Genomic DNA, 19,220 nt, shown 5'->3' with positions numbered 1-19,220 from the left:
CCGATAATCTGCCGGACTGTGCCGAACATCCGCCACACCTCGACGGCGCCGACCCGGGCCCGGCGGCTCACCGCCGGCGACCGCATCGACGCGCACCGGCACGACGACCACCAGATCGTCTACGCGGGCTCCGGCGTCGTCGAGGTCACCACCGACGCGGGCACCTGGTTCGCTCCCGGCACCCGTGCCCTGTGGATCCCGGCCGGCACCGTGCACGCCCACCGCGCCCACGGCCGCCTCGACCTGCACCTGGTCGGCCTGCCCGCCGGCGACAACCCCCTCCGTCTGGACCACCCGGCCGTCCTCGCCGTCGGCCCGCTGCTGCGCGAGCTGATCCTCGCCTACACCCGCGACCCCGGCGACGACAGCCCCGAGCGGCGGCGGCTGTGTGCCGTGCTGCGCGACCAGTTGCGCCTCTCGCCCCAGCAACCGCTGCGTCTGCCCACTCCTACCGACCCCCGGCTGGCCGCCGTCTGCGCGCTCGTGCACGCCGACCCGGCCGACCCGCGCACCCTCGGCGCGCTGGGGGCCGCGACCGGGGTGGGGGAACGGACCCTCAGCCGGCTGTTCCGGACCGAGTTCGGCATGACCTTCCCGCAGTGGCGCACCCAGTCGCGGCTCTACCACGCCCTGCGGATGCTGGCCGACGGCCTGCCCGTCACCACCGTCGCCCACCGCTGTGGCTGGTCCTCCGCCAGCGCGTTCATCGACGTCTTCCGCCGCTCGTTCGGCTACACGCCCGGCACCCACCACCGGCGCTCGCGGGGCCGGGAGCACTGATCTGCCTACCGTCCAGTAATATCGCGCGGCAGGCCCCTGAGGAGGAACCGTGCCCCGGTCCGAACGCTCGCCCCTGCTGCTCGCCGGCCTGCTGGCCACCGCGGGCGTCGCCCACTTCGCCGCCCCCCGTCCCTTCGACGCGACCATCCCGAGCGGACTGCCGGGCAGGCCCCGGACCTGGACGTACGCCAGCGGGGTCGCCGAGCTGGCCCTGGCCGCCGGTCTCGCGGTGCCCCGGACCCGCAAGGCGGCCGCGCTGGCCACGGCCGCGTTCTTCGTCGGCGTGTTCCCCGCCAACGTGAAGATGGCCGCCGACTGGCGCCACCGCCCCACCCCGCAGAAGGCCGCGGCCTTCGGGCGGCTGCCCCTTCAGGTGCCCCTCGTGCTGTGGGCGCGCGGTGTCGCGCGGAACGCGCAGGGCCGGTCGTGACCGCCCGCGTGGAGACCGGGGACACGGTCGAGGACTTCGCCCTGCCCGACGAGACCGGCACCGAACGCAGCCTGTCCGGACTGCTCGCCGAGGGGCCGGTCGTGCTCTTCTTCTACCCTGCCGCCCTCACCCCCGGCTGCACCGCCCAGGCCTGTCACTTCCGTGACCTCGCCGCCGAGTTCGCCGCCGTCGGCGCGCGGCCCGTCGGCATCAGTGGCGACGCCGTCGAGCGGCAGCAGGAGTTCGCCGGGCGGCACGCCCTCGGCATGCCGCTGCTCTCCGACGCCGACGGCACGGTCCGCGAGCGGTTCGGCGTGAAGCGCGGCTTCTCCCTGGCCCCCACCAGGCGCACCACGTTCGTCATAGCGCGGGACTTCACCGTCCTGGACGTCGTCCGCAGCGAGCTGCGCATGAACGCGCACGCCGACCGGGCGCTCGCCGCGCTGCGGTCCCCGCGGGGCTGACCACGCGGGGCTGGCCCCGTCCCGCATGCGGCCACGCGGTTGATACCGGGCCGTAAAGGGATAATCCTGGACGATATGGAGGACGCCTCCGCCGCGGCGATCATCGATGCCCGCGGCATCGTGACGGGATGGAGCGACGGTGCCCGGCAGCTGACCGGCTATCCGTCGGCGGAAGCCGTGGGCCGGGCCGTACGGGAGCTGCTCGCCGAGGACGTGCCGCCCGAGGCACTGTCGGCGCGGTCGGGCACCGTCATGGTGCGCCACCGCGACGGCTACCTGGTCGGCATCCGTGTCAAGGCCTGCCCCGTGACGGGGCGGGACGGGGACCCCGGCGGCTATGTGATCACCGCGGCGCCGCCCGGCCGGGCGGAGACCTCGCTCGCGGGCCGCGCGTTCCAGCAGGCGTCCATCTCGATGTCCGTCTTCGACACCGACCAGCGCTACCTGCGGCTGAACGACGCCGCCTGTCATGTGATGGGCGTGTCCGAGGAGAACCTGCTCGGCCGGCACTTCCCGGAGACGGTGGAGGAGGCGGAGCACAGCCGCGGCTTCAACTGGCATCTGCGCCAGGTCGCCGAGACGGGCCGGCCGCTGCGCTACGAGAGCTACACCGGCGCACCGGCCCTGAACCGCGAGCACGCCTGGGTCACCGAGATGTGGCCGGTCCGGGACGCCGCCGGGGAACTCGTCGGCACCGCGCTGGCCGCGTTCGACAGCACCGAGCAGTACTGGGCGAGGCAGCGGCTGGCCCTGCTGAACGAGGCCGCGGCCGCCATCGGCACCACCCTGGACGTGGTGCGCACCGCCGAGGAACTGGTCGAGGTCGTCGTGCCCCGGTTCGCCGGCTTCGCGAGCGTCGACCTGTTCGACTGGGTCCTCGGCGCGGACGAGCCGCCGACAGTGGCCGCCGAGGAGATCTCGCTGCGCCGCGTCGCCCACGGCTCAGCCATCGACGGAACCCCGGAGGCCGCCGTCCACCTCGGAGACGTCGACGTCTACCCCTCCTTCTCGCCCATCGCCCGCGCCATGCGGGAGGGCCGGGCCGTCATCAGCCAGGCCGGGGAGCCGTCCTTCATGCGCTGGGTCGCCGAGCGCAACGCCCGCGCCCCCGGCGGACGCCCCTACCGGCTGGGCGCGCACTCGATGATGGCCGTGCCGCTGCGGGCCCGCGGCACCACCCTCGGAGTCGCCGTCGCCGTGCGCATCCACCAGCCGGACGACTACGGCGAGGACGACGCCGTCTTCGCCGAGGAGCTCGCCAGCCGGGCCGCCGTCTGCGTCGACAACGCCCGCCGCTTCGCCCGCGAACGCACCACCGCCCTGGCCCTGCAGCACAGCCTGCTCCCCAAGGGCCTGCCGGGCCAGGCCGCCGTCGAGATGGCCCACCGCTATCTGCCCTCCGGCTCGGCGGCCGGCATCGGCGGCGACTGGTTCGACGTGATCCCGCTGTCCGGCAGCCGCGTGGCGCTGGTCGTCGGCGACGTCGTCGGCCACGGCATCCCCTCCTCGGCGACCATGGGCCGGCTGGTCACGGCCGTCCGCACCCTCGCCGACGTGGACCTGCCGCCGGACGAACTCCTCACCCACCTCGACGACCTGGTCATCCATCTCGCCTCCGACGACGAGAGCGAAGAGGTGCCGGAGCTGGGCGCGACCTGCCTCTACGCCGTCTACGACCCCGTCACGCGCCGGCTGAACCTGGCCGCCGCGGGGCACCCCGCCCCCGCCCTGGTGCTGCCCGACGGCTCCGCCCGGCTGATCCCCATGAGCGCGGGGCCCCCGCTGGGCGTCGGAGGGCTGCCGTTCGAGGCGACGGAGCTCCAGCTGCCCGAGGGCTCCCTCGTCGCCCTCTACACCGACGGCCTCGTCGAGGACCGCGACCGCGACGTCGACCACGCCACCGACGAGCTGTGCCGCGCCCTGACCCTCCCCGCCGACTCGCTCGACGCCCTCTGCGACACCGTGCTGAAGTCCGTCCTGCCGGAGGTGCCAGGCGACGACGTGGCCCTGCTGCTGGCCCGCACCCGGGCGCTCGGCGCGGAACAGGTCGCCACCTGGGACGTGACACCGGATCCCGCGCAGGTGGCCGCCACCCGGCAGGCAGCGACCGAACAGCTCACCGCGTGGGGCCTGGACGAGACGGCCTTCGTCACCGAACTCGTCGTCAGCGAACTGGTCACCAACGCCATCCGCTACGGCGCCCCGCCCATCCAGCTGCGGCTGATCCGCGACCGGACCCTCATCTGCGAGGTCTCCGACGGCAGTTCGACCTCTCCGCACCTGCGGCGGGCCCACCAGGACGACGAGGGCGGACGGGGACTGCTGCTCGTCGCCCAGCTCACCCAGCGCTGGGGCAGCCGGCAGACCACGCGCGGCAAGACCATCTGGTGCGAGCAGCCCCTCACACCGCTGCTCTGACCGGGCCGCGGCCCGGCCGGGAACCTCACCGACGCGCCGCGTCCGAGGCGACCTGGCCGAGGGTGCGGCCGGACTTCGCGGAACGGGCCCGGCGCGGATCGGGGGCTCCGGGCCCGCCGGCGTCGCCGGCCCGCCTGACCAGCAGCCACGCCTCCTCGCCGTCGCCGCCCCGGCCGCCGCGGAACCGGGTCAGGGCGTACGCGCCGCGCAGCTTCGACCCGTGCAGCCGGAACGAGGCGTGCCCGTGCTCCAGCGACTCCGCGAAGTCCACGGGCCGCCCCCCGCGGTCGTGGCTGAGCGGCTCGTAGGTGCCGTGGTCCCAGACGATGACCGTGCCGCCGCCGTACTCACCGCGGGGGATCACGCCCTCGAACTGCTCGTACTCCAGCGGATGGTCCTCCGTGGGCACGGCCAGCCGTTTGTCCTTCGGGTCCGCCGGGGGGCCCTTGGGGATCGACCAGGATTTCAGCACGTCGCCGACCTGGAGCCGGAAGTCGAAGTGCGTCGTGCTCGCGTCGTGGATCTGCACCACGAACCGGGGCCGGTCCGCGCGGGAGGCCCCGCTGCCCCGGGGCTCCCCGGTCCGTTCGAAGTCACGCCTGCCGCGGTACTCCCGCAGCCGGTCCCGATCGGCCACGTGCGGCTCCCTCCTGCCCGGCCGGCCCCGGGTACCCGTCAGAACTCCTCGTGCACCTCGGGGTCACCGCCGAGTCGTCGCCGCGCCCGGTCCGCGATCGCGGTCATCTCGTCCTCGCTCAGCTCGAAGCCGAACACGTCGAGGTTGGCGCGCTGCCGTTCGGGGCTCGCCGACTTCGGGACGGGCACCGCGCCGAGCTGCGTGTGCCAGCGCAGCACCACCTGCCCGGCGCTCACCCCGTGGGCCTCGGCGATCCGCGCCACCGCCGGATCCTCCAGCAGGGGCGTGCCGCGGCCCAGCGGGCTCCAGCTCTCCGTGACGATGCCTTTGGCCACGTGGAAGGCGCGCAGTTCCTCCTGCGGCCAGAGCGGGTGCAGCTCGATCTGGTTGACCGAGGGCAGCACCCCGGTCTCCTTCTCCAGCCGTTCGATGTGCCCGGCCGTGAAGTTCGAGACGCCGATCGACCGCACCAGTCCGTCCTCGCGCAGCTTGATCATGGCCTTCCAGGAGTCGACGTACCGGTCCACGCGCGGCAGCGGCCAGTGGATCAGGTACAGGTCGACGTACTCCAGACCGAGGCGGGCCCGGGACTCCTCGAAGGACGCGAGGGTCTCCGCGTAGCCGTGGTGGCGGCCCGGGAGCTTCGTCGTCACGACGATCTCCTCGCGCGGCACCACACCGGCGGCCACGGCCCGGCCGACCCCCGTCTCGTTGCGGTAGTTCGTCGCCGTGTCGATCAGGCGGTAGCCCGCCTCCAGGGCCGAGACCACCGCCGCCTGCGCCTCGTCGTCGCCGAGCGGCCAGGTGCCCAGGCCCAGGGCGGGGAGCGCCGTGGCGTCGTTGAGCGTGTGCGTCGGGATGCTGATCACCGTCGGACCTTCCCGTTGACTGTGTCGTCCCTCCAGCGTCACGGACAGGGTGCGCAATGATCAACCGGACGGCTGGGGACGGGGGCGGCGGGACGGCATGGACGCCGCCTGGGCCGCCGACCTGGGTGGTCGTCGCCCGGTCGCCGGCGAACGGCTCGTACAGCGGGCCGTCGACGAGGACGCCCACGGTGAGCTCCTCGCCCGGAGGCACCCGGACGACGAGCGGGGCCCGGCTCACCGTCAGGTCGTACGCCGCGGGCAGGGCGGCCCGGCCCGGGGCCGTGACGAACGGCTCGGCGGCGCGCAGCCGGTCCGGTTCCGGCGCCGGGGTCACGCGCAGCGCCCCGTCGGGGTGGACACCGGGCTCGCGCTGTTCACCACGACAGGGCCGTGTTCCGGGACGTCGTGATCCGGGAGTTCACCGTGTGACGACGCGGTGCGGTGTCGCCACCGGAGGGGATCGCTGTCACGATCTCCGGGACGGACCACGCCCACGACCAGCGGAGCGCTCATGACGGACAGCCGGACGACGGACGAGGCGGTGCGGGAGGCCGGGCTGGAGGTGAAGCCGGCCGCCGGCCACATCGGGGCCGAGATCCACGGCGTCGACCTGGCCGGCGAACTCGACGACGCCGTGGTCGCCGCGATCAGGGCGGCGGTGCTGCGCTGGAAGGTCGTGTTCTTCCGGGGCCAGCGGCTGGACCACGCCGGGCACGTGGCGTTCGCGCGGCGGTTCGGGGAGCCGGTGGTGCTGCCACGGCGCGGCAAGGCGTCGCCGCCGGACTTCCCCGAGATCGAGACGACCGCCGACCGGCTGGAACTGGGCGGGCGGTACGGCATGGACCACGACGAGTGGCTGGCCCGGCGCCGCCACACCCTGCTGCGCGGCTGGCACTGCGACCACGGCGCCCGGGTCGACCCGCCCGCCGCGACGATCCTGCGCGCGGAGAACGTCCCGCCCTACGGCGGCGACACCACCTGGGCCAATCTGGCGGCGGCGTACGTCGGGCTGTCCGCGCCGCTCCGGCGGTTCGTCGACGGGCTGCGGGCCGAGCACCGGCTCGGCGTCGGCTACCAGCCCCGGCCCGGCGACGACGCCTACGTCCGCCACCTGCTGGACCGCCAGGTCGCCTCGCTGCACCCCCTGGTGCGCGTCCACCCCGAGACGGGCGAGCGGATCCTGTACGTCAACGGCTACTACGTCGAGCAGATCGCCGGCCTCTCCCGGCCCGAGAGCAGCGCGATCCTGGAGATGCTGCTGGAACAGGCGGTCCGGCCCGAGTACACGGTCCGGTTCCGCTGGGAGCCGGGCAGCGTGGCCTTCTGGGACAACCGCGCCACGATGCACCTGGCCCCCGGCGACACCGCCCACCTCGACCACCCGCGGATCATGCACCGGGTGATGCTCGCCGGGGACGTGCCGGCCGGAGTGGACGGCACGCCGTCGCAGGCGATCACCGGCAGTGAGCCCGGGCGCTGGTGACGCGTCAGGCGGCGGGCCGCCGGCCCAGGGCCGGGCCGGGCCTCGTCGCCGTTTCCGTGAGACTCTGCACGTTGTCCTCGTGCTCGAAGGTGAACGGCAGCGCGAACGCCACCTCGTCCACCTCCCGGAACGCGGCGTGCGCGTGCAGCCGCTCGGCGATCTCCGCCGAGGTGCCCGCCAGGTCCGGCGCGAACAGCAGCCGCGCCGGGCCCTGCGGCTCAGCCGTGCGCGGGGTGCGCAGGGCGGCGTACTCCTCGTACCGCTGTGCCAACCCGGCGGCAGCCCCCGCTGCTGCCGTACCCCGCCCGTCAGCGCAGCGGGATCGTCACCTCGTCCTCGACGGGCGGGTCGATCTCCTGGGCCCGGTTGCCGGTGGCCGCGTAGCAGCGCAGCCGGACCGACTCCGGTGAGACGTCCAGCCGCAGGAAGCACTTGAAGAACGGCGGGCTGTACGTCGCCGAGCTCGGCGAGAACAACGACGTGTGGATCTTCCGCACCGGCAGCCGGAACCGTCTGGCCTTGTCGGGACGGCTGCCGGTGCCCAGCAGCCCCGCGACCAGCCGGGCCCGCCGGGTGACGCGCGCCGGGGTGCCGGGTGTGCGCGCGGGCCGGACGCCGAGGCGCTCGGCGATCACGGCCGTCGCCTCCGCCTCGGTGAGCGTGAAGAAGCGGCGCAGCCGCAGCCGGCGGCCGTAGAGGCGGCTGTAGAAGGCCAGCGAGTCGCCGCGCAACGGGTAGCAGCGGAAGTCGTCCTCGGTGACGCCGGCCACGCCGACCCTGGGGATGGTGTGGGTGGCGTGCATGAACGCCCCGCCGCCGCCCGCGACGACGTACTGGAGCGTGCGCCCGTCGGCCAGCCGGACCGGGTAGCGCTGGTAGTTGTGGATGTCGCCGCCGATCGCCGCCACGTAGTGGTGGGCCGGGTCGCGGACGATGTCGTCGACGGTGCCGCCGCCCTCGATGGCGCACGGCTCGTGCCGGCCGTCCACGTACAGGGGCGAGCCGGTGACCAAAATCTTCGGACGGGGCCCTGCGGAGACCTCGCGCAGCCAGGCGCCCTGCTCGGCGTCGAGCGTGCCGAGCAGGCCGGTGTCGATGCCCACGATCCGGACCGGTCCGGCGTCGATCGCCCAGTACGGGCCCGGCTGGACGGCCTGCTGGACGGGAGCCGGCCGCAGCGCGCGGGCCTCGGCGAGGCGCCGTCCGTCGTCCGGTCGGGGCCGGTGCCACAGCAGCGACCGCAACCAGGCCCGGGTCAGCGGCCGGGGCCGGGGCTCGGGCGGCAGCGGCGGGGCGTCGCCGCAGAAGACGCGCATGAAGCCGCCGAGGTCCTCGTACCAGTCGTGGTTGCCGGGTATCGCGTAGATCGGCGCCGGGTAGTCCCGGTACGGGCGGAAGAACTTGGGGCCGTAGTCGTCCGCGCTGCCCACCGGGTAGATCACGTCACTGGCGAGGACCGCGAACCGCGTGTCCCCACCGGCCGTCAGCAGGCCGGGCACGACGGCGTACTGGGGGTCGTCACCCTCGCCGGTGTCGCCGATGACCAGGAAGGAGAACCGGTCCGGGTCGTCGCGGCGGATCACCTTGCCGGCCGGTGCCCCGGCGGCCTCGCGCTGTGCCACCCAGCGGCTCCGGGTCCGCCCGGTGGGGTCCCCGAACCAGGAGGCCAGTACGCCGTTGCGGGCCGCCCACAGCATCCGGGGATCGAGCCAGGAGATCTTCTCCGTCCTCGCCGGCAACAGTCGCTGATACGCGCCGCGTTCGGCGGGGCCCCAGCCGGCGCCTTCGGGTGTGTCACGTGAGGAGTCGGGCACCGGTGCACGGTAACAACCGGTCCTGCGGCCGCCGGTGGCGGGTGCTCACCGCCTGCGCGGAGGTGCGGCCGACCGGCGCCACGAAGGGCGCGACGGCGGTGCGGAGCCCGCTGGCGGAGCGCCCGGCCCGGGTGGGGCCGGCCGTTCGCCCAGGACCAGCAGCGGATCGAACATCACCACGACACCGGCCAGCAGCAGGAAGACGACCGGCCCCAGCAACATCGGCAGCAGCAGCGATATCGGCGACTCGCCGGCCCAGGTGCCGCCCGTGGTGTCGTGCACGCGGACGCTGACGGCGGCCATGCCCGTGTAGTGCATCCCGGACACCGCCACTCCCATCACCAGGCTCGCCCCGAGGCTCGTCCCCATGCCCCGGACCGTGACGGCCGACCAGAGCGCGGCGGTCGCGGCGGCGACGGCGATCAGCACGGACAGTACGACGCCCACCGGGTCGTAGCCGATGTCGCCGTCCAGGCGCATCGCCGCCATGCCCAGGTAGTGCATGCCCGCGATGCCCAGGCCGGTGACGGTTCCCGCCACCGCCAGAGTGCGGGCTCCCGGCCCGCGGTAGCCGACGGTGAACACGCCGGCGCCGACCACGACGACGGCCACCACGAGGCTGAGCACCGTCGTGGCCGGGTCGTACCGGACCCGGGTCTCCTCCACATGGAAACCGGTCATGGCGATGAAGTGCATCGTCCAGATGCCGCACCCGATGGAGGCGGCGCCCAACGCCAGCCAGCCCGGCCTCCACGAGCGCGCGTCGAGCAGCGAGCGCACGATGCACCGCAGCCCCAGCGCCCCGCCGAGACAGGCCATCAGATAGGCCGCGACCGGGGTCACCGCACCGTAGCGGAACCCCTCGACCGTGCCGTCCATGCGCCAACTCCCCCCAGAGTCATGGCTGGTGTCCCGGAAGGTCTACGCGCAGGGACCGCCGGGAGCAAGCCCTTACCGCAGGTAGGGCGACAACTCCCGTGCGCACAGGGGGCGAACGCGGTCAGAAGGTGCGCTTCAGCAGGTCCAGCAGCGCCGCCCAGTGCCGCCGGTCGCCCTCCTCGTGGTACGACGCCGTGTCGGCCTGGGTGAAGCCGTGGGGCGCGCCGGCGTACACCTCGCAGTGGTGGCGGACGCCCGCCGCGGTCAGGGCCTCCTCCAGGCGCTCGATCTGCTCCGGCGGCAGGGACGGGTCCTGGTCGGCGTGACCGAAGTACAGCTCGGCGGTGATGTCGCCGGCCACCAGGTGCGGGCTGCCGGGCGTGTCCGTGGCCAGCCGCCCGCCGTGGAAGCCGGCGGCGGCGGCGACCCGCTCCGGGTAGGTGCCGGCCGTGAGCAGCGACAGGCGGGCGCCCATGCAGTAGCCGGTCAGCGCCACCGGGCCGTCGGCCGCCACGGACGACTCGGCCAGCCAGCGCAGATACGCGCCGGCGTCCCGCATCGCCAGGTCGTCGGTCAAGGCCCGCATGACCGGCGTGATCCGTTCGAAGATCTCCGGACGCGCCCCCGGGTCGATGAACTCGGGCAGATCGAACAGCGGGGCGCGTCCGGCCCGGTGGAACACGTTGGGCACCGGCACCGTGTAACCCTCGCCTGCCAGCCGGTCCGCCATGGACCGCAGCTGCGGACGCAGACCGAAGGCGTCCATGAAGACCAGGACCGCCGGACGGGCGGCCCCGTCGGCCGGGTGGGCCAGATAGGCGTCGGCGGTGCCGTCCTCGGTGGGGACGTCGACGGCGGTTCCCTGTACGGCGGTCATGGCGGGGCCTTCCTACGGGGGGGTGGGGTCAGCAACCCGTCCGCGTGACCGGGCGGATCATGGTCATCGTGGCACGGCGTTCCCGGGGCATTTCGCCCACCCCCGGCCCGGCGGCCCAACCGTGAACGGCCCTTAGGGCGCCCTTTACTCGAACCGTGAGATGTCGCCCGCGCCCCGCCGCACGATCTCGGCCTCCCCGCCGGAGAAGTCGATGACCGTCGTCGGCTCGGTGCCGCACTCACCGGAGTCGACCACCGCGTCCAGGACGTGGTCGAGCTCGTCCTTGATCTCCCAGCCCTGCGTCATCGGCTCGTCCTCGCCGGGCAGCAGCAGGGTGCTGGACAGCAGCGGCTCACCGAGCTCGGCGAGCAGGGCCTGGGTGACCACGTGGTCGGGGATCCGCACCCCGACCGTCTTCTTCTTGGGGTGCTGCAGCATCCGCGGCACCTCCCGCGTCGCCGGCAGGATGAACGTGTAGCTGCCGGGCGTCGACGCCTTGATCGCGCGGAACACGTCGTTGTCGATGCGCACGAACTGGCCGAGCTGCGCGAAGTCCTGGCACACGAGAGTGAAGTGGTGCCGGTCGTCCAGCTTGCGGATCGCGCGGATCCGGTCGATGCCGTCCCGGCTGCCCAGACGGCAGCCGAGTGCGTAACAGGAGTCCGTGGGGTAGGCGACAAGGGCGTCCGCGCGGATGCTGTCGGCGATCTGGCCGATGGTGCGCGGCTGGGGGTTGTCGGGGTGCACGTCGTAGTACTTCGCCATCCGCCGAGCTTAAGCCGCCCGGGCGGGCCGGTGACGCAGGCAGGGGTGCCCGGGACCGCGGGCGGCTGGCCGGGGACGGCTGGGGTAACGTCCCCGACCGGTGCGCCGAAGACGGTGCGAGGAGGGAGGGGAAGGCGCGAGTGGCTGGCCGAGAGGACGGGAACCGGCAGCGGCGGACGCGGGCCGAGGCGAGTCCGGCGTGGGCGCGGGAACTGCTCGAACACCTGCGGCCGGCCGGGCGGGACGTCGGCAGGGTCGTCGCGTGGCTCGCCGGCGCCGTGGACGGGTCGGTGGCCCTGCAGGACGCCGCCGGGAACCTCCTCGCCGGAACCCGGCTCACCCTCGACGAGGACCTCGTCGCGGACATCACCGCCGGCCGGATCGCCTCCGCCGCCTGGGAGAGCCGCGAGCACCACCTGCGCCTGGTCCGGGTGGAGCACCCCTCCCAGGCCTGTGTCCTGGCCGTCTCCCGGTCCGCTCCCTTCGACCGGCGGGCCTCCGACATGGTCACGCACACCGCCCAGGTGATCGAGCTGCTGCTGACGGCCCGCGAGTCGACCGCCGCCGGGCACCGGCTCCGGCGCGCCACCTCCGACCTGCGCCTGGCCATCCTGCAGCTGCTGATGGTCGAGGACACCGTCGCCGCCCGCCGGGTCGCCGCCGGACTCTGGCCCGGCCTCCTCGACGCCGAGACCGCCTGCGTGTACGTCGTCGAGTCCGACCCCGCCGCCCGTGAGCGTGTCATCGAGGACTGCCTGGACCACACCAGGGAGAGCGCCCTGGTCGTGCGGTGCCCGGCCATGGACGGGCACGTGATCGTCGTCAGCCCGCGCGAGACCACCGGTGAAGCCCTGAAGTCCCTGGTCGGACGGCACCGGGACACCTACCTGGGCGGCAGCGTGCGGCAGAGCCTGGCCCGGACCGCCACCGCCTACGGGCAGGCCGTCAGCGCCCTTGCCGTGGCGCACTTCCGGCCCGACAAGACGGCCCTGTACGCCGAGCGCACCCATCCCGAACGCCTGATGGACCCGGTGGCGTTGCGCGCCTGGACGGCCCGGCTGCTGCGCCCGCTGGACACCCTGCCGCACCACACCCGTGCCGAGCTGCTGGCCACCAGCCGCCTCGGTCTGGAGTTCACCGCGGTCGCCGCCGCCAAGGTCCTCGGCGTCAGCCGCAACACCGTTCGGGCCCGCATGGAACGCGTCGAGGCCCTGCTCGGCACCGGCTTCACCGACCTCACCGTCCGCGCCGTGGTCCTCCTGGCGCTCAACACGCAGATCGGGCTGGCCGACGCCCCGGACGCGAGCGACACCCGCGCCCCCGGACCGCACCTCGCCGACCTGCTGTCCGGGCCCGCCCTGCACACCTGGGCCCGGGACCTGCTGGGACGCCTGGACTCGGACGCCAGGAACCCGCGCCGGACGCTGCGCGCCTGGATCGCCGCGGGCGGCAACGCCGAACGGGCCGCGCAGGCGCTGGGCGTGCACGCCCAGACCGTGCGCGAACACGTCCGCAGCGCCGAACCGCTGCTGGAGCGCCAGTTGCTGACCGCCGGGAGCGACCTGTACGAAGTCGTGCTGGCGCACCTCGCCCTGGGCGACCTCGACCTGCCGCCGCTGCATCCCCGCCCCCGCCCCTGAGCGGCCTGCCTCCCGGGTAACCGGTCGGCAGGGTCCGGCGGGACGAAACGGGGCCATCCGGACTCAGCTGTGCACGGGTGAGCCCTGTTGAGCGCGCAACGGGCATCGACGCGGTTCACAAGGCCTCGGACCGGGACGTAGGTTCGAGGCATCGCGGGGGCTCGACCGGAACGGGGGACCGGTCGCGCTCCTGCGCGCTGCCCGTGCGTCCGGCTGCCTCAGCCGTGGAGCCGGACCGGGATCTCCCGCCAGCCGAAGGCGATGAACGACGGCACCTGCCGCAGCCCTGCGTCGCCGGCGGCCAGACCCAGATCCGGGAAGCGGCCGAAGAGCGCGGGCAGCGCGGTGAGGGCCTCCAGGCGGGCCAGCGGCGCCCCGATGCAGCGGTGCACGCCGATCCCGAAGGAGAGGTGGTCGTCGGCGGCGCGCGTGGCGTCGAAGGCGTCGGCATCCGGACCGTAGTGCTCCGGATCGAGCCCCGCGGCGGCGTACGTGGTGATGATGGCGTCCCCGGCCGGGATCCGCACGTCGCCGACGGTGAGGTCGCCGACCGCGAATCGCAGCGGCAGCGAGGCGATGGACGGGTGGGCGCGCAGCGTCTCGTCGACGACGGCGTCCCAGCCGATCCGCCCGGCCCGTACGGCCGCCAGTTGCTCGGGGCGGCGCAGCAGGGCGACGACGGCGTTGCCGATCAGGTTCACGGTGGTCTCGAAACCGGCCCCGATCACCAGCAGCAGTGTGTAGAGCAGTTCCTCCTCGCTGAGCCGGTCGCCGTCCTCGTCGCGGACCCGGATCAGCTCGGTCGTCATGTCGTCGCCGGGGTGCGCGGTCTTGTGCCCGATCAGTGCGGGCAGCACCGTGCCGATCTGCCGCTGCACGGACGCCGCGTGCTCGGGGGTCGGGTCGGAGGTGTCCATGATGGCCGCGACGAGCCGGACCGTGTCCTCCCGTAACGTGGCGGGCACGCCGAACAGTTCGCAGACGATCCGCATCGGCAGCGGGTGGGCGAACCGCTCCCTGAGGTCCACGACCTCGTCGCCGGTCGCGTCGAGCGCGTCCAGCAGCTCCGCCGTGACGGCCTCGACCCGGGGCCGCATCGCCTCGGTGCGCCGGTGCGTGAAGCTCGGTGCCACGAGCCGGCGCAGCCGGGCGTGGTCGGCGCCGTACGTGGAGAGCATGTTGACCACGCCCACCCAGCCCAGGATCCACGCCCAGGAGGGATGCGCGTCGAGTTCGGGCCACAGCCGCCAGTGCAGCCTCGGGTCCTTGCTGACCCGCGGGTCGAGGATGAGTTCCTTGAGCGTGTCGTAGCGCGTGGGCGCCCAGGCGGGGATGCCGCCCGGCAGTTCCACGGGCACGATCGGGCCGAGGGCGCGCAGCCGGGCGCTCTCCGCGGCGATGTCGGCGCCCAAGGGGTCGAGAGCGATGCGGTCGGTCACGGGCGTCCTCCTGGCTGGTCGGGCGAGCGGGGGCCGAAGCGGACGGGCAGCGCCGTCAGCGAGCGGTGGAACGGCCCGGGCCGCCAGCTCAGCCGCTCACGGGGCAGCACCGGTTCGAGGTCGGGCAGCCACTGCGTGAGCCGTTCGATCGCCTCGGTGGCGATGAGCAGGGTGTGCTGCTTGACCGGGCAGGCGTGCGGTCCGGCCGACCAGGACAGGTGGGACGCGTCCAACGGGTGCCGGTCCGTGCCGTGTTCCTGCTCGGCGGCGTGCGCGAGCGCCCCGTAGGAGATCACCACCGGCACCGCCGCCCGGATCCACACGCCGTGGAAGGTGACCGGCCTGCGGGCGTAGTGGATGCCGTAGTTGGCGAGGGGCGTCTCGTGGCGCAGGACCTGGAGCACCGCGTCCGTCACCGGTCGGGCGCCGCTGGTGAGGGTCGAGTAGAACGCCGGGTTCCCGAGGATCCGCGACAGCGCGTTGGACACCAGGTTCGCCGTCGGCTCGTGGCCCGCGCCGAGGGTGAGGAACACCTGCCAGGTGACCTCCTCGGCGGTGAGCCCCGCCGGATGGTCCAGCAGCCAGCTCGTCAGGTCGTCGCCGCGCCGCTCGGTCTTGGCCGCGATCAGCTCCAGCACGTACCCGCCGAACTCGGCTTCGCCCTCGGCCGCCTGGGCGCCGCCCTCGATCAGTTTGCCGAGAGCGGCGTCGAGCCGGTCACCGGCGCTGTCCGGCAGCCCGAACAGGCTGTTGAAGACCAGCGCCATCAGCGGCCGCGTGAAGTCGCCGACCAGATCGGCCTCGCCGCGCGGCCCGAACCGGCTCACCAGCAGGTGTACGGCCCGGTGCACCCGGGCCCGCAGATCGTGCGGTTCCACCAGGTCGAAGGCGTCGATCAGCGCGGTGCGGTAGCGCAGGTGGGCGGCGCCGTCGGCGAACAGGGTGTTGGGCCGCCAGCGCATCATGCCGAGCACCGGCGAGTCGTCCGGGACGGTCGCCTCCCACGGCCGCGGGTCGTGCGAGAACGTCTCCGTGTCGTGCAGCAGGTCCAGCGCCGCCCGCCGGTCGGTGACGACGTACGCCGGCACCCCGGGCGCGAGTTCCGCCCAGCCGACCGGGCCCTGGGCGCGCAGGGCGGCGTAGGAGGAGTAGGGGTCGCGGGCGAAGGCGTCCTCCCAGAGGCGGACGGGTGCCGCGAGGGAGAAGGCCCGCTCGGCGGGGGAGGGGTGGCTCACCGGGGCTCCGCGGGGTGGTGGTCGAGCAGGTGCTGCACCAGCGCGAGCAGGGCGTCGACCGAGGAGTCCGCCTCCCGCGCGTCGCAGGTCACCATGGGGGTCGAGGGCTCCAGGTCCAGGGCCGCGCGCAGTTGCCCGGGCGTGTGGTGCCGGGGCCCGTCCGGGAAGGTGTTGAAGGCGACCACGTACGGCAGTCCCGACTCCTCCACCAGCCCGAGCACGTCGAAGGAGGCGTCGACGCGGCGGGCGTCGACCAGCACGAGCGCGCCGAGCGCCCCGTAGGCGATGTCGTCCCACAGGGGCCGGAAGCGCTCCTGGCCGGGCGTGCCGAACAGGTACAGCACGATGCCGCCGGGCAGGCTGATCCGGCCGAAGTCGATGGCGACGGTGGTGGTCGACTTCTCGCGTGCCCCGGCGAGATCGTCCACCTGAGCCGACGCCTCGGTGAGCAGCTCTTCCGTGTGCAGCGGGCGGATCTCGGACACGGAGCGGATCAGGGTGGTCTTGCCCACCCCGAAGGGCCCGGTGACCAGGATCTTCACCAGGTCCCGGGCGGTGTCCGGGAGATGGACGCGCGCCCCTGCGGGCCGGTCGTCAACGGTGCTTGAGGTCGCGGAGGCCATCGGCCACTCTCTTCAGCAGGTCGGGGTCGAAACGCCGCGCGGGCGGGATCGGCGCGCGGGCCAGTACCAGGTCGAGGTCGAGGAGGTCGGCGGCCAGCACCAGCACCGCCGAGACGGGCAGCCGCAGCAGGGCCGCGGCCTCCACGACCGTCAGGGACCCGGGGGTCAGCTCCTCCAGGAGGGCCGTCCGGGCGGCGGGCAGGTCGGCGGGGGCGGGCTCACCGCTGCGGGTGAGGACGGACAGCCGCTCCAGATGGGTACGGCTGGGCCGCGCCACACCGCCGGTCGACAGGTACGCGGGAACCAGGGGCCGACCGCCCCGGCGGCCGGTCATGCCGGAGCGTCGCCGTCGGCACCCCGTGGCCCGGCGGCCATCGCCTTCTCGCCCAGGCGCGCCACCTGCGAGTGCACCCGGTGCGCGAGCAGGTCCAGGCGCACCTCGGGATCACCGTACGCGGCCACGCAGGTGCCGTGGTCCGTCGGCACGATGAGCACATAGCCGTGGTCCGACTCGATGACGACCTGCCGGATGCCGGCCCGGTCGGTGTCCGCGAACGCCGCCGCCGCGGTACGGCAGGCGCCCTGCACCGTGCTGGTGATCGCCGCGACCCGCTCGGCCGACGGCTGCGAGAGCGCGTCGGTCCAGCCCGTCACGAGCCCGTCCCGGGTGAGCAGGACCGCGGCCACGACGTGCGGCACCTCCAGCACCGGTTCGAGCACCCATGCCGTGTCCCCCGTTGCGCGGCTGCTCATCGAGCCGTTCCCCCTTCGTGGTCGTTGCGGTCGTTGCGGTCGTGGTCGGTGGCGTCGGCCGAGGCCCCGGCCGTGGTCGCGACCGGGGCGTCCTCAGGTACGGCCGGAGCGGGCCCGTTGTTCGACCGTGCGGCCGCCGTGCCGGACTGGAGGGCGCCGAGGGCGGCCGCGGCCTCCTCGGGGCGGGGCGGCCTGCGCCGCGCGCCGGCGGGGGCCTTTGCGGCGGAGCCGGCCGGGGACGCCGCACCGCTGCGGCGGCGCCGCTGGGGCAGGCCTCCGCTGTCCTCGCGCGGGCCGTCGCGGTGGCCGTCGTGGTGGCCCGGGGCGGTGGTGTCGTGGCCGGTGCCGGTGCCGGTGCCGGTGCCGGTGCCGTGGGCGTGCTCCGCAGTGGGGGCCGCGGATGCCGGTGCTGCGGTCGGGTTTGGCGCCGCCGGGGTCCCGGGCCGCGCGGCGCCCGTCGTGTCCCGCCGTGCCGCGCGGGTCGGGCGGGGCGCGGCGGCCGCCGGCGGCTGTTCCTCGGGGTCGATCCGGGTCAGCAGGTGACTGTCGACGCGCAGCACCGCCCGCACACCGCCGTAGGGCGACGGGGAGGACAGGTCCACGCTCAGGTCGAACTGCCGGGTGAGCTGGCCGACGGCGGCGAGACCCATGCGCGGCGGGTCACCCAGCTCCGTCAGCAGGATCGGCTCGGAACCGGCCACCATCCGCTGGGCACGGGCCCGTTCGTCCTGCGACATGCCGAGACCGGCGTCGTCGACGGTGACGCAGACCCCGTGGTGGACGGCCTCCAGGTTGACCACGACCTCGGTGTCGGGCGCGGAGTGCCGCAGCGCGTTGTCGAGGAGTTCGGCGACGATGACGGCGACGGGCTCGACCGCGTGGGACACCAGGGCCGTCCCGGCCTCCAGATGGTTGTGGACCCGGACGCGCCGGTACCCCGCGAGCCGCGCCTGACCGCCCGTCACCGCGTCCACGAGGTGGGACTCCTCGCGGGCGAGGCCGACCCAGGCCCCGCACACCACGGCGGCGACCTGTGCGCGGCGCAGCGACTGCTCGTTCTCGTGGTCCAGTTCGAACAGGGTCTGCGCCAACTCGGGGTCGTCGTAGCGCTGCTGGAGTCCGCGCAGGGCGTCCTGCAGCCGGTACAGCGCCGCCTGGATCTCCCGGGTGGCGCCGCGCATCCCGGCCTGCGCGGCCGCGTCGATCCGGGTGCGCTGCGCGGCGAGTTCGCCCTGCACCCCCTTGAGCACCTGCTCCAGCGCCTGCCCCAGGGGCGAGCCGGTCAGTTGCGGGTTCAGCGGGCCGGGCACGGCGACGTGCGGATGGGCGGCCTGCCGGGCGACGGCCGGCACGCGCCGCGCCGCCAGATGCTCCACCTCCGCCGCGAACGCCCGGGAGGTGCCGTCGAGTTGCGCCCGCAGCGCGGCCGTCTTCGTCCGCTGCCGGGCCAGTTGCCGCCGTGTGCGCAACAGCCCGCCGCCGAGGGCGAACGCGGACAGTGTGCCGAGGGCGAGACCGCCCACGGCCAGGTCCGGTATGTCGATCATCGAGTCGATTCCAGTAGGGGGCCGGGCAGGGCGGCGCCCGTGGTGCTCTGGCGAACCACCCGCAGCACAGTACACACCGTCATCGACCGGTCTCGCACGGTGGAGCGCCACTTCTCTGTGAAAGTGATCGGTGACTGTTCGCATCTGTGGCAACTGTTGGGATTTGCCGTACGGGGGAGGGGAGTTGGCGGTGCGCCCGGGTCTGCCCGGCCGTTCGTGACCGGAAAATCACCCCACGTGGTGACTACGGGCCGTGTGTCCTGCCGGAGGCCGGGTACCCGTCCGGCGCCCGAAGAGGTCCGCTCCACAGAGAAGGAGGTCCGAATGACCAGCGAGACGGAGACCGGTGGCGCCACCGGTACGCAGGACAAGGACTACAACCTGATCTGGTACGTCGAGGCGTGCCTGAGCAACGCGCTGCGTCTGGAGGGCTACATCCAGGACGCGGAGCGCGCCAAGGACACCGAGGTCGCGGATCTGTTCCGCAAGGCGCAGGCGGACAGCCGCAAGGGCGCCGAGCTGGGCAAGAAGCTCCTGCGCGCGCGCCTCAGCGAGGGCTGAGTCCAC

20 protein-coding genes and 1 pseudogene are annotated in these 19,220 nt (G+C 74.1%); 8 read left to right on the top strand and 13 right to left on the bottom strand.

The window, feature by feature from the left end; genetic code table 11:
- Positions 1-18: 18 nt before the first annotated feature.
- The 4 genes from ABTZ58_RS33920 (at position 19) to ABTZ58_RS33905 (ending at position 4,092) form a co-directional block, all read left to right on the top strand.
- Positions 19-780: an AraC family transcriptional regulator gene (locus ABTZ58_RS33920; protein WP_351365350.1), complete on the top strand. Its 762-nt coding sequence runs from the start codon at positions 19-21 to the stop codon at positions 778-780.
- 49 nt (positions 781-829) lie between these two features.
- A complete protein-coding gene (locus ABTZ58_RS33915; RefSeq protein ID WP_351365347.1) occupies positions 830-1,210 on the top strand; it encodes a DoxX family protein in 381 nt (126 codons plus the stop codon).
- Entirely contained in the window at positions 1,207-1,674 is a 468-nt protein-coding gene (locus ABTZ58_RS33910; protein WP_351365344.1) for a peroxiredoxin, read from the top strand. The genes ABTZ58_RS33915 and ABTZ58_RS33910 overlap by 4 nt, the downstream gene beginning before the upstream one ends.
- Positions 1,675-1,749: 75 nt before the next feature.
- Positions 1,750-4,092: a SpoIIE family protein phosphatase gene (locus ABTZ58_RS33905; RefSeq protein ID WP_351365341.1), complete on the top strand. Its 2,343-nt coding sequence runs from the start codon at positions 1,750-1,752 to the stop codon at positions 4,090-4,092.
- A gap of 25 nt (positions 4,093-4,117) precedes the next feature.
- Here the strand turns inward: ABTZ58_RS33905 and ABTZ58_RS33900 are convergent, their stop codons facing one another.
- Together ABTZ58_RS33900 and ABTZ58_RS33895 are read right to left on the bottom strand one after the other, a co-directional pair.
- Positions 4,118-4,729, bottom strand: coding sequence for a DNA polymerase ligase N-terminal domain-containing protein (locus ABTZ58_RS33900; protein WP_351365338.1), 612 nt, complete (start codon positions 4,727-4,729; stop codon positions 4,118-4,120).
- Positions 4,730-4,767: 38 nt separating this feature from the next.
- Positions 4,768-5,598, bottom strand: a complete 831-nt coding sequence (locus ABTZ58_RS33895) for an aldo/keto reductase (protein WP_351365335.1) — start codon at positions 5,596-5,598, stop codon at positions 4,768-4,770.
- A 49-nt stretch (positions 5,599-5,647) separates the two neighbouring features.
- On the opposite strand from ABTZ58_RS33895, the gene ABTZ58_RS33890 reads away from it, so the two are divergent.
- Together ABTZ58_RS33890 and ABTZ58_RS33885 are read left to right on the top strand one after the other, a co-directional pair.
- Entirely contained in the window at positions 5,648-6,007 is a 360-nt protein-coding gene (locus ABTZ58_RS33890; protein ID WP_351365332.1) for a hypothetical protein, read from the top strand.
- Positions 6,008-6,109: 102 nt separating this feature from the next.
- Positions 6,110-7,081, top strand: a complete 972-nt coding sequence (locus ABTZ58_RS33885; RefSeq protein ID WP_351365329.1) for a TauD/TfdA dioxygenase family protein — start codon at positions 6,110-6,112, stop codon at positions 7,079-7,081.
- A gap of 4 nt (positions 7,082-7,085) precedes the next feature.
- Here the strand turns inward: ABTZ58_RS33885 and ABTZ58_RS33880 are convergent.
- From ABTZ58_RS33880 to ABTZ58_RS33860, 5 genes and pseudogenes are all read right to left on the bottom strand, one after another.
- A pseudogene (locus ABTZ58_RS33880) lies at positions 7,086-7,343 on the bottom strand (LLM class flavin-dependent oxidoreductase); the annotation flags it as partial.
- 46 nt (positions 7,344-7,389) lie between these two features.
- Entirely contained in the window at positions 7,390-8,895 is a 1,506-nt protein-coding gene (locus ABTZ58_RS33875) for a metallophosphoesterase family protein (protein ID WP_351365326.1), read from the bottom strand.
- A 45-nt stretch (positions 8,896-8,940) separates the two neighbouring features.
- Positions 8,941-9,774: an MHYT domain-containing protein gene (locus tag ABTZ58_RS33870; protein ID WP_351365323.1), complete on the bottom strand. Its 834-nt coding sequence runs from the start codon at positions 9,772-9,774 to the stop codon at positions 8,941-8,943.
- Positions 9,775-9,895: 121 nt separating this feature from the next.
- On the bottom strand, positions 9,896-10,651 hold the full coding sequence (locus ABTZ58_RS33865) for a dienelactone hydrolase family protein (protein WP_351365320.1): 756 nt from the start codon (positions 10,649-10,651) through the stop codon (positions 9,896-9,898).
- Positions 10,652-10,795: 144 nt separating this feature from the next.
- On the bottom strand, positions 10,796-11,416 hold the full coding sequence (locus ABTZ58_RS33860; RefSeq protein ID WP_351365317.1) for an L-threonylcarbamoyladenylate synthase: 621 nt from the start codon (positions 11,414-11,416) through the stop codon (positions 10,796-10,798).
- A 140-nt stretch (positions 11,417-11,556) separates the two neighbouring features.
- Here ABTZ58_RS33860 and ABTZ58_RS33855 point away from each other — a divergent pair, with 140 nt between their 5' ends.
- The gene (locus tag ABTZ58_RS33855) at positions 11,557-13,056 is read left to right on the top strand and encodes a helix-turn-helix domain-containing protein (RefSeq protein WP_351365314.1); all 1,500 of its coding nucleotides are present in this window, start codon (positions 11,557-11,559) and stop codon (positions 13,054-13,056) included.
- Between the two features lie 218 nt (positions 13,057-13,274).
- Here the strand turns inward: ABTZ58_RS33855 and ABTZ58_RS33850 are convergent, their stop codons facing one another.
- The 6 genes from ABTZ58_RS33850 to ABTZ58_RS33825 are packed head-to-tail and all read right to left on the bottom strand — an operon-like array spanning position 13,275 to position 18,653.
- Complete coding sequence (locus tag ABTZ58_RS33850; protein WP_351365311.1) at positions 13,275-14,495, bottom strand: cytochrome P450 family protein; 1,221 nt, start codon at positions 14,493-14,495, stop codon at positions 13,275-13,277.
- A complete protein-coding gene (locus ABTZ58_RS33845) occupies positions 14,492-15,730 on the bottom strand; it encodes a cytochrome P450 (protein WP_351365308.1) in 1,239 nt (412 codons plus the stop codon). The genes ABTZ58_RS33850 and ABTZ58_RS33845 overlap by 4 nt, the downstream gene beginning before the upstream one ends.
- The gene (locus tag ABTZ58_RS33840; protein WP_351365305.1) at positions 15,727-16,353 is read right to left on the bottom strand and encodes a GTP-binding protein; all 627 of its coding nucleotides are present in this window, start codon (positions 16,351-16,353) and stop codon (positions 15,727-15,729) included. Before ABTZ58_RS33840 ends, ABTZ58_RS33845 begins: the two co-directional genes overlap by 4 nt.
- Positions 16,325-16,687, bottom strand: a complete 363-nt coding sequence (locus ABTZ58_RS33835; protein ID WP_351365303.1) for a DUF742 domain-containing protein — start codon at positions 16,685-16,687, stop codon at positions 16,325-16,327. The genes ABTZ58_RS33840 and ABTZ58_RS33835 overlap by 29 nt, the downstream gene beginning before the upstream one ends.
- Positions 16,684-17,106, bottom strand: a complete 423-nt coding sequence (locus ABTZ58_RS33830; RefSeq protein WP_351365300.1) for a roadblock/LC7 domain-containing protein — start codon at positions 17,104-17,106, stop codon at positions 16,684-16,686. Before ABTZ58_RS33830 ends, ABTZ58_RS33835 begins: the two co-directional genes overlap by 4 nt.
- Positions 17,103-18,653: an ATP-binding protein gene (locus tag ABTZ58_RS33825; RefSeq protein WP_351365297.1), complete on the bottom strand. Its 1,551-nt coding sequence runs from the start codon at positions 18,651-18,653 to the stop codon at positions 17,103-17,105. The genes ABTZ58_RS33830 and ABTZ58_RS33825 overlap by 4 nt, the downstream gene beginning before the upstream one ends.
- Before the next feature lie 324 nt (positions 18,654-18,977).
- Here ABTZ58_RS33825 and ABTZ58_RS33820 point away from each other — a divergent pair, with 324 nt between their 5' ends.
- Entirely contained in the window at positions 18,978-19,214 is a 237-nt protein-coding gene (locus tag ABTZ58_RS33820) for a hypothetical protein (RefSeq protein WP_309096646.1), read from the top strand.
- Positions 19,215-19,220: the final 6 nt, after the last annotated feature.

The sequence above is a fragment of the Streptomyces sp. NPDC094143 genome (assembly GCF_040303825.1).
GTDB lineage: Bacteria > Actinomycetota > Actinomycetes > Streptomycetales > Streptomycetaceae > Streptomyces.
This window is presented reverse-complemented; position numbering and strand designations above follow the sequence as displayed.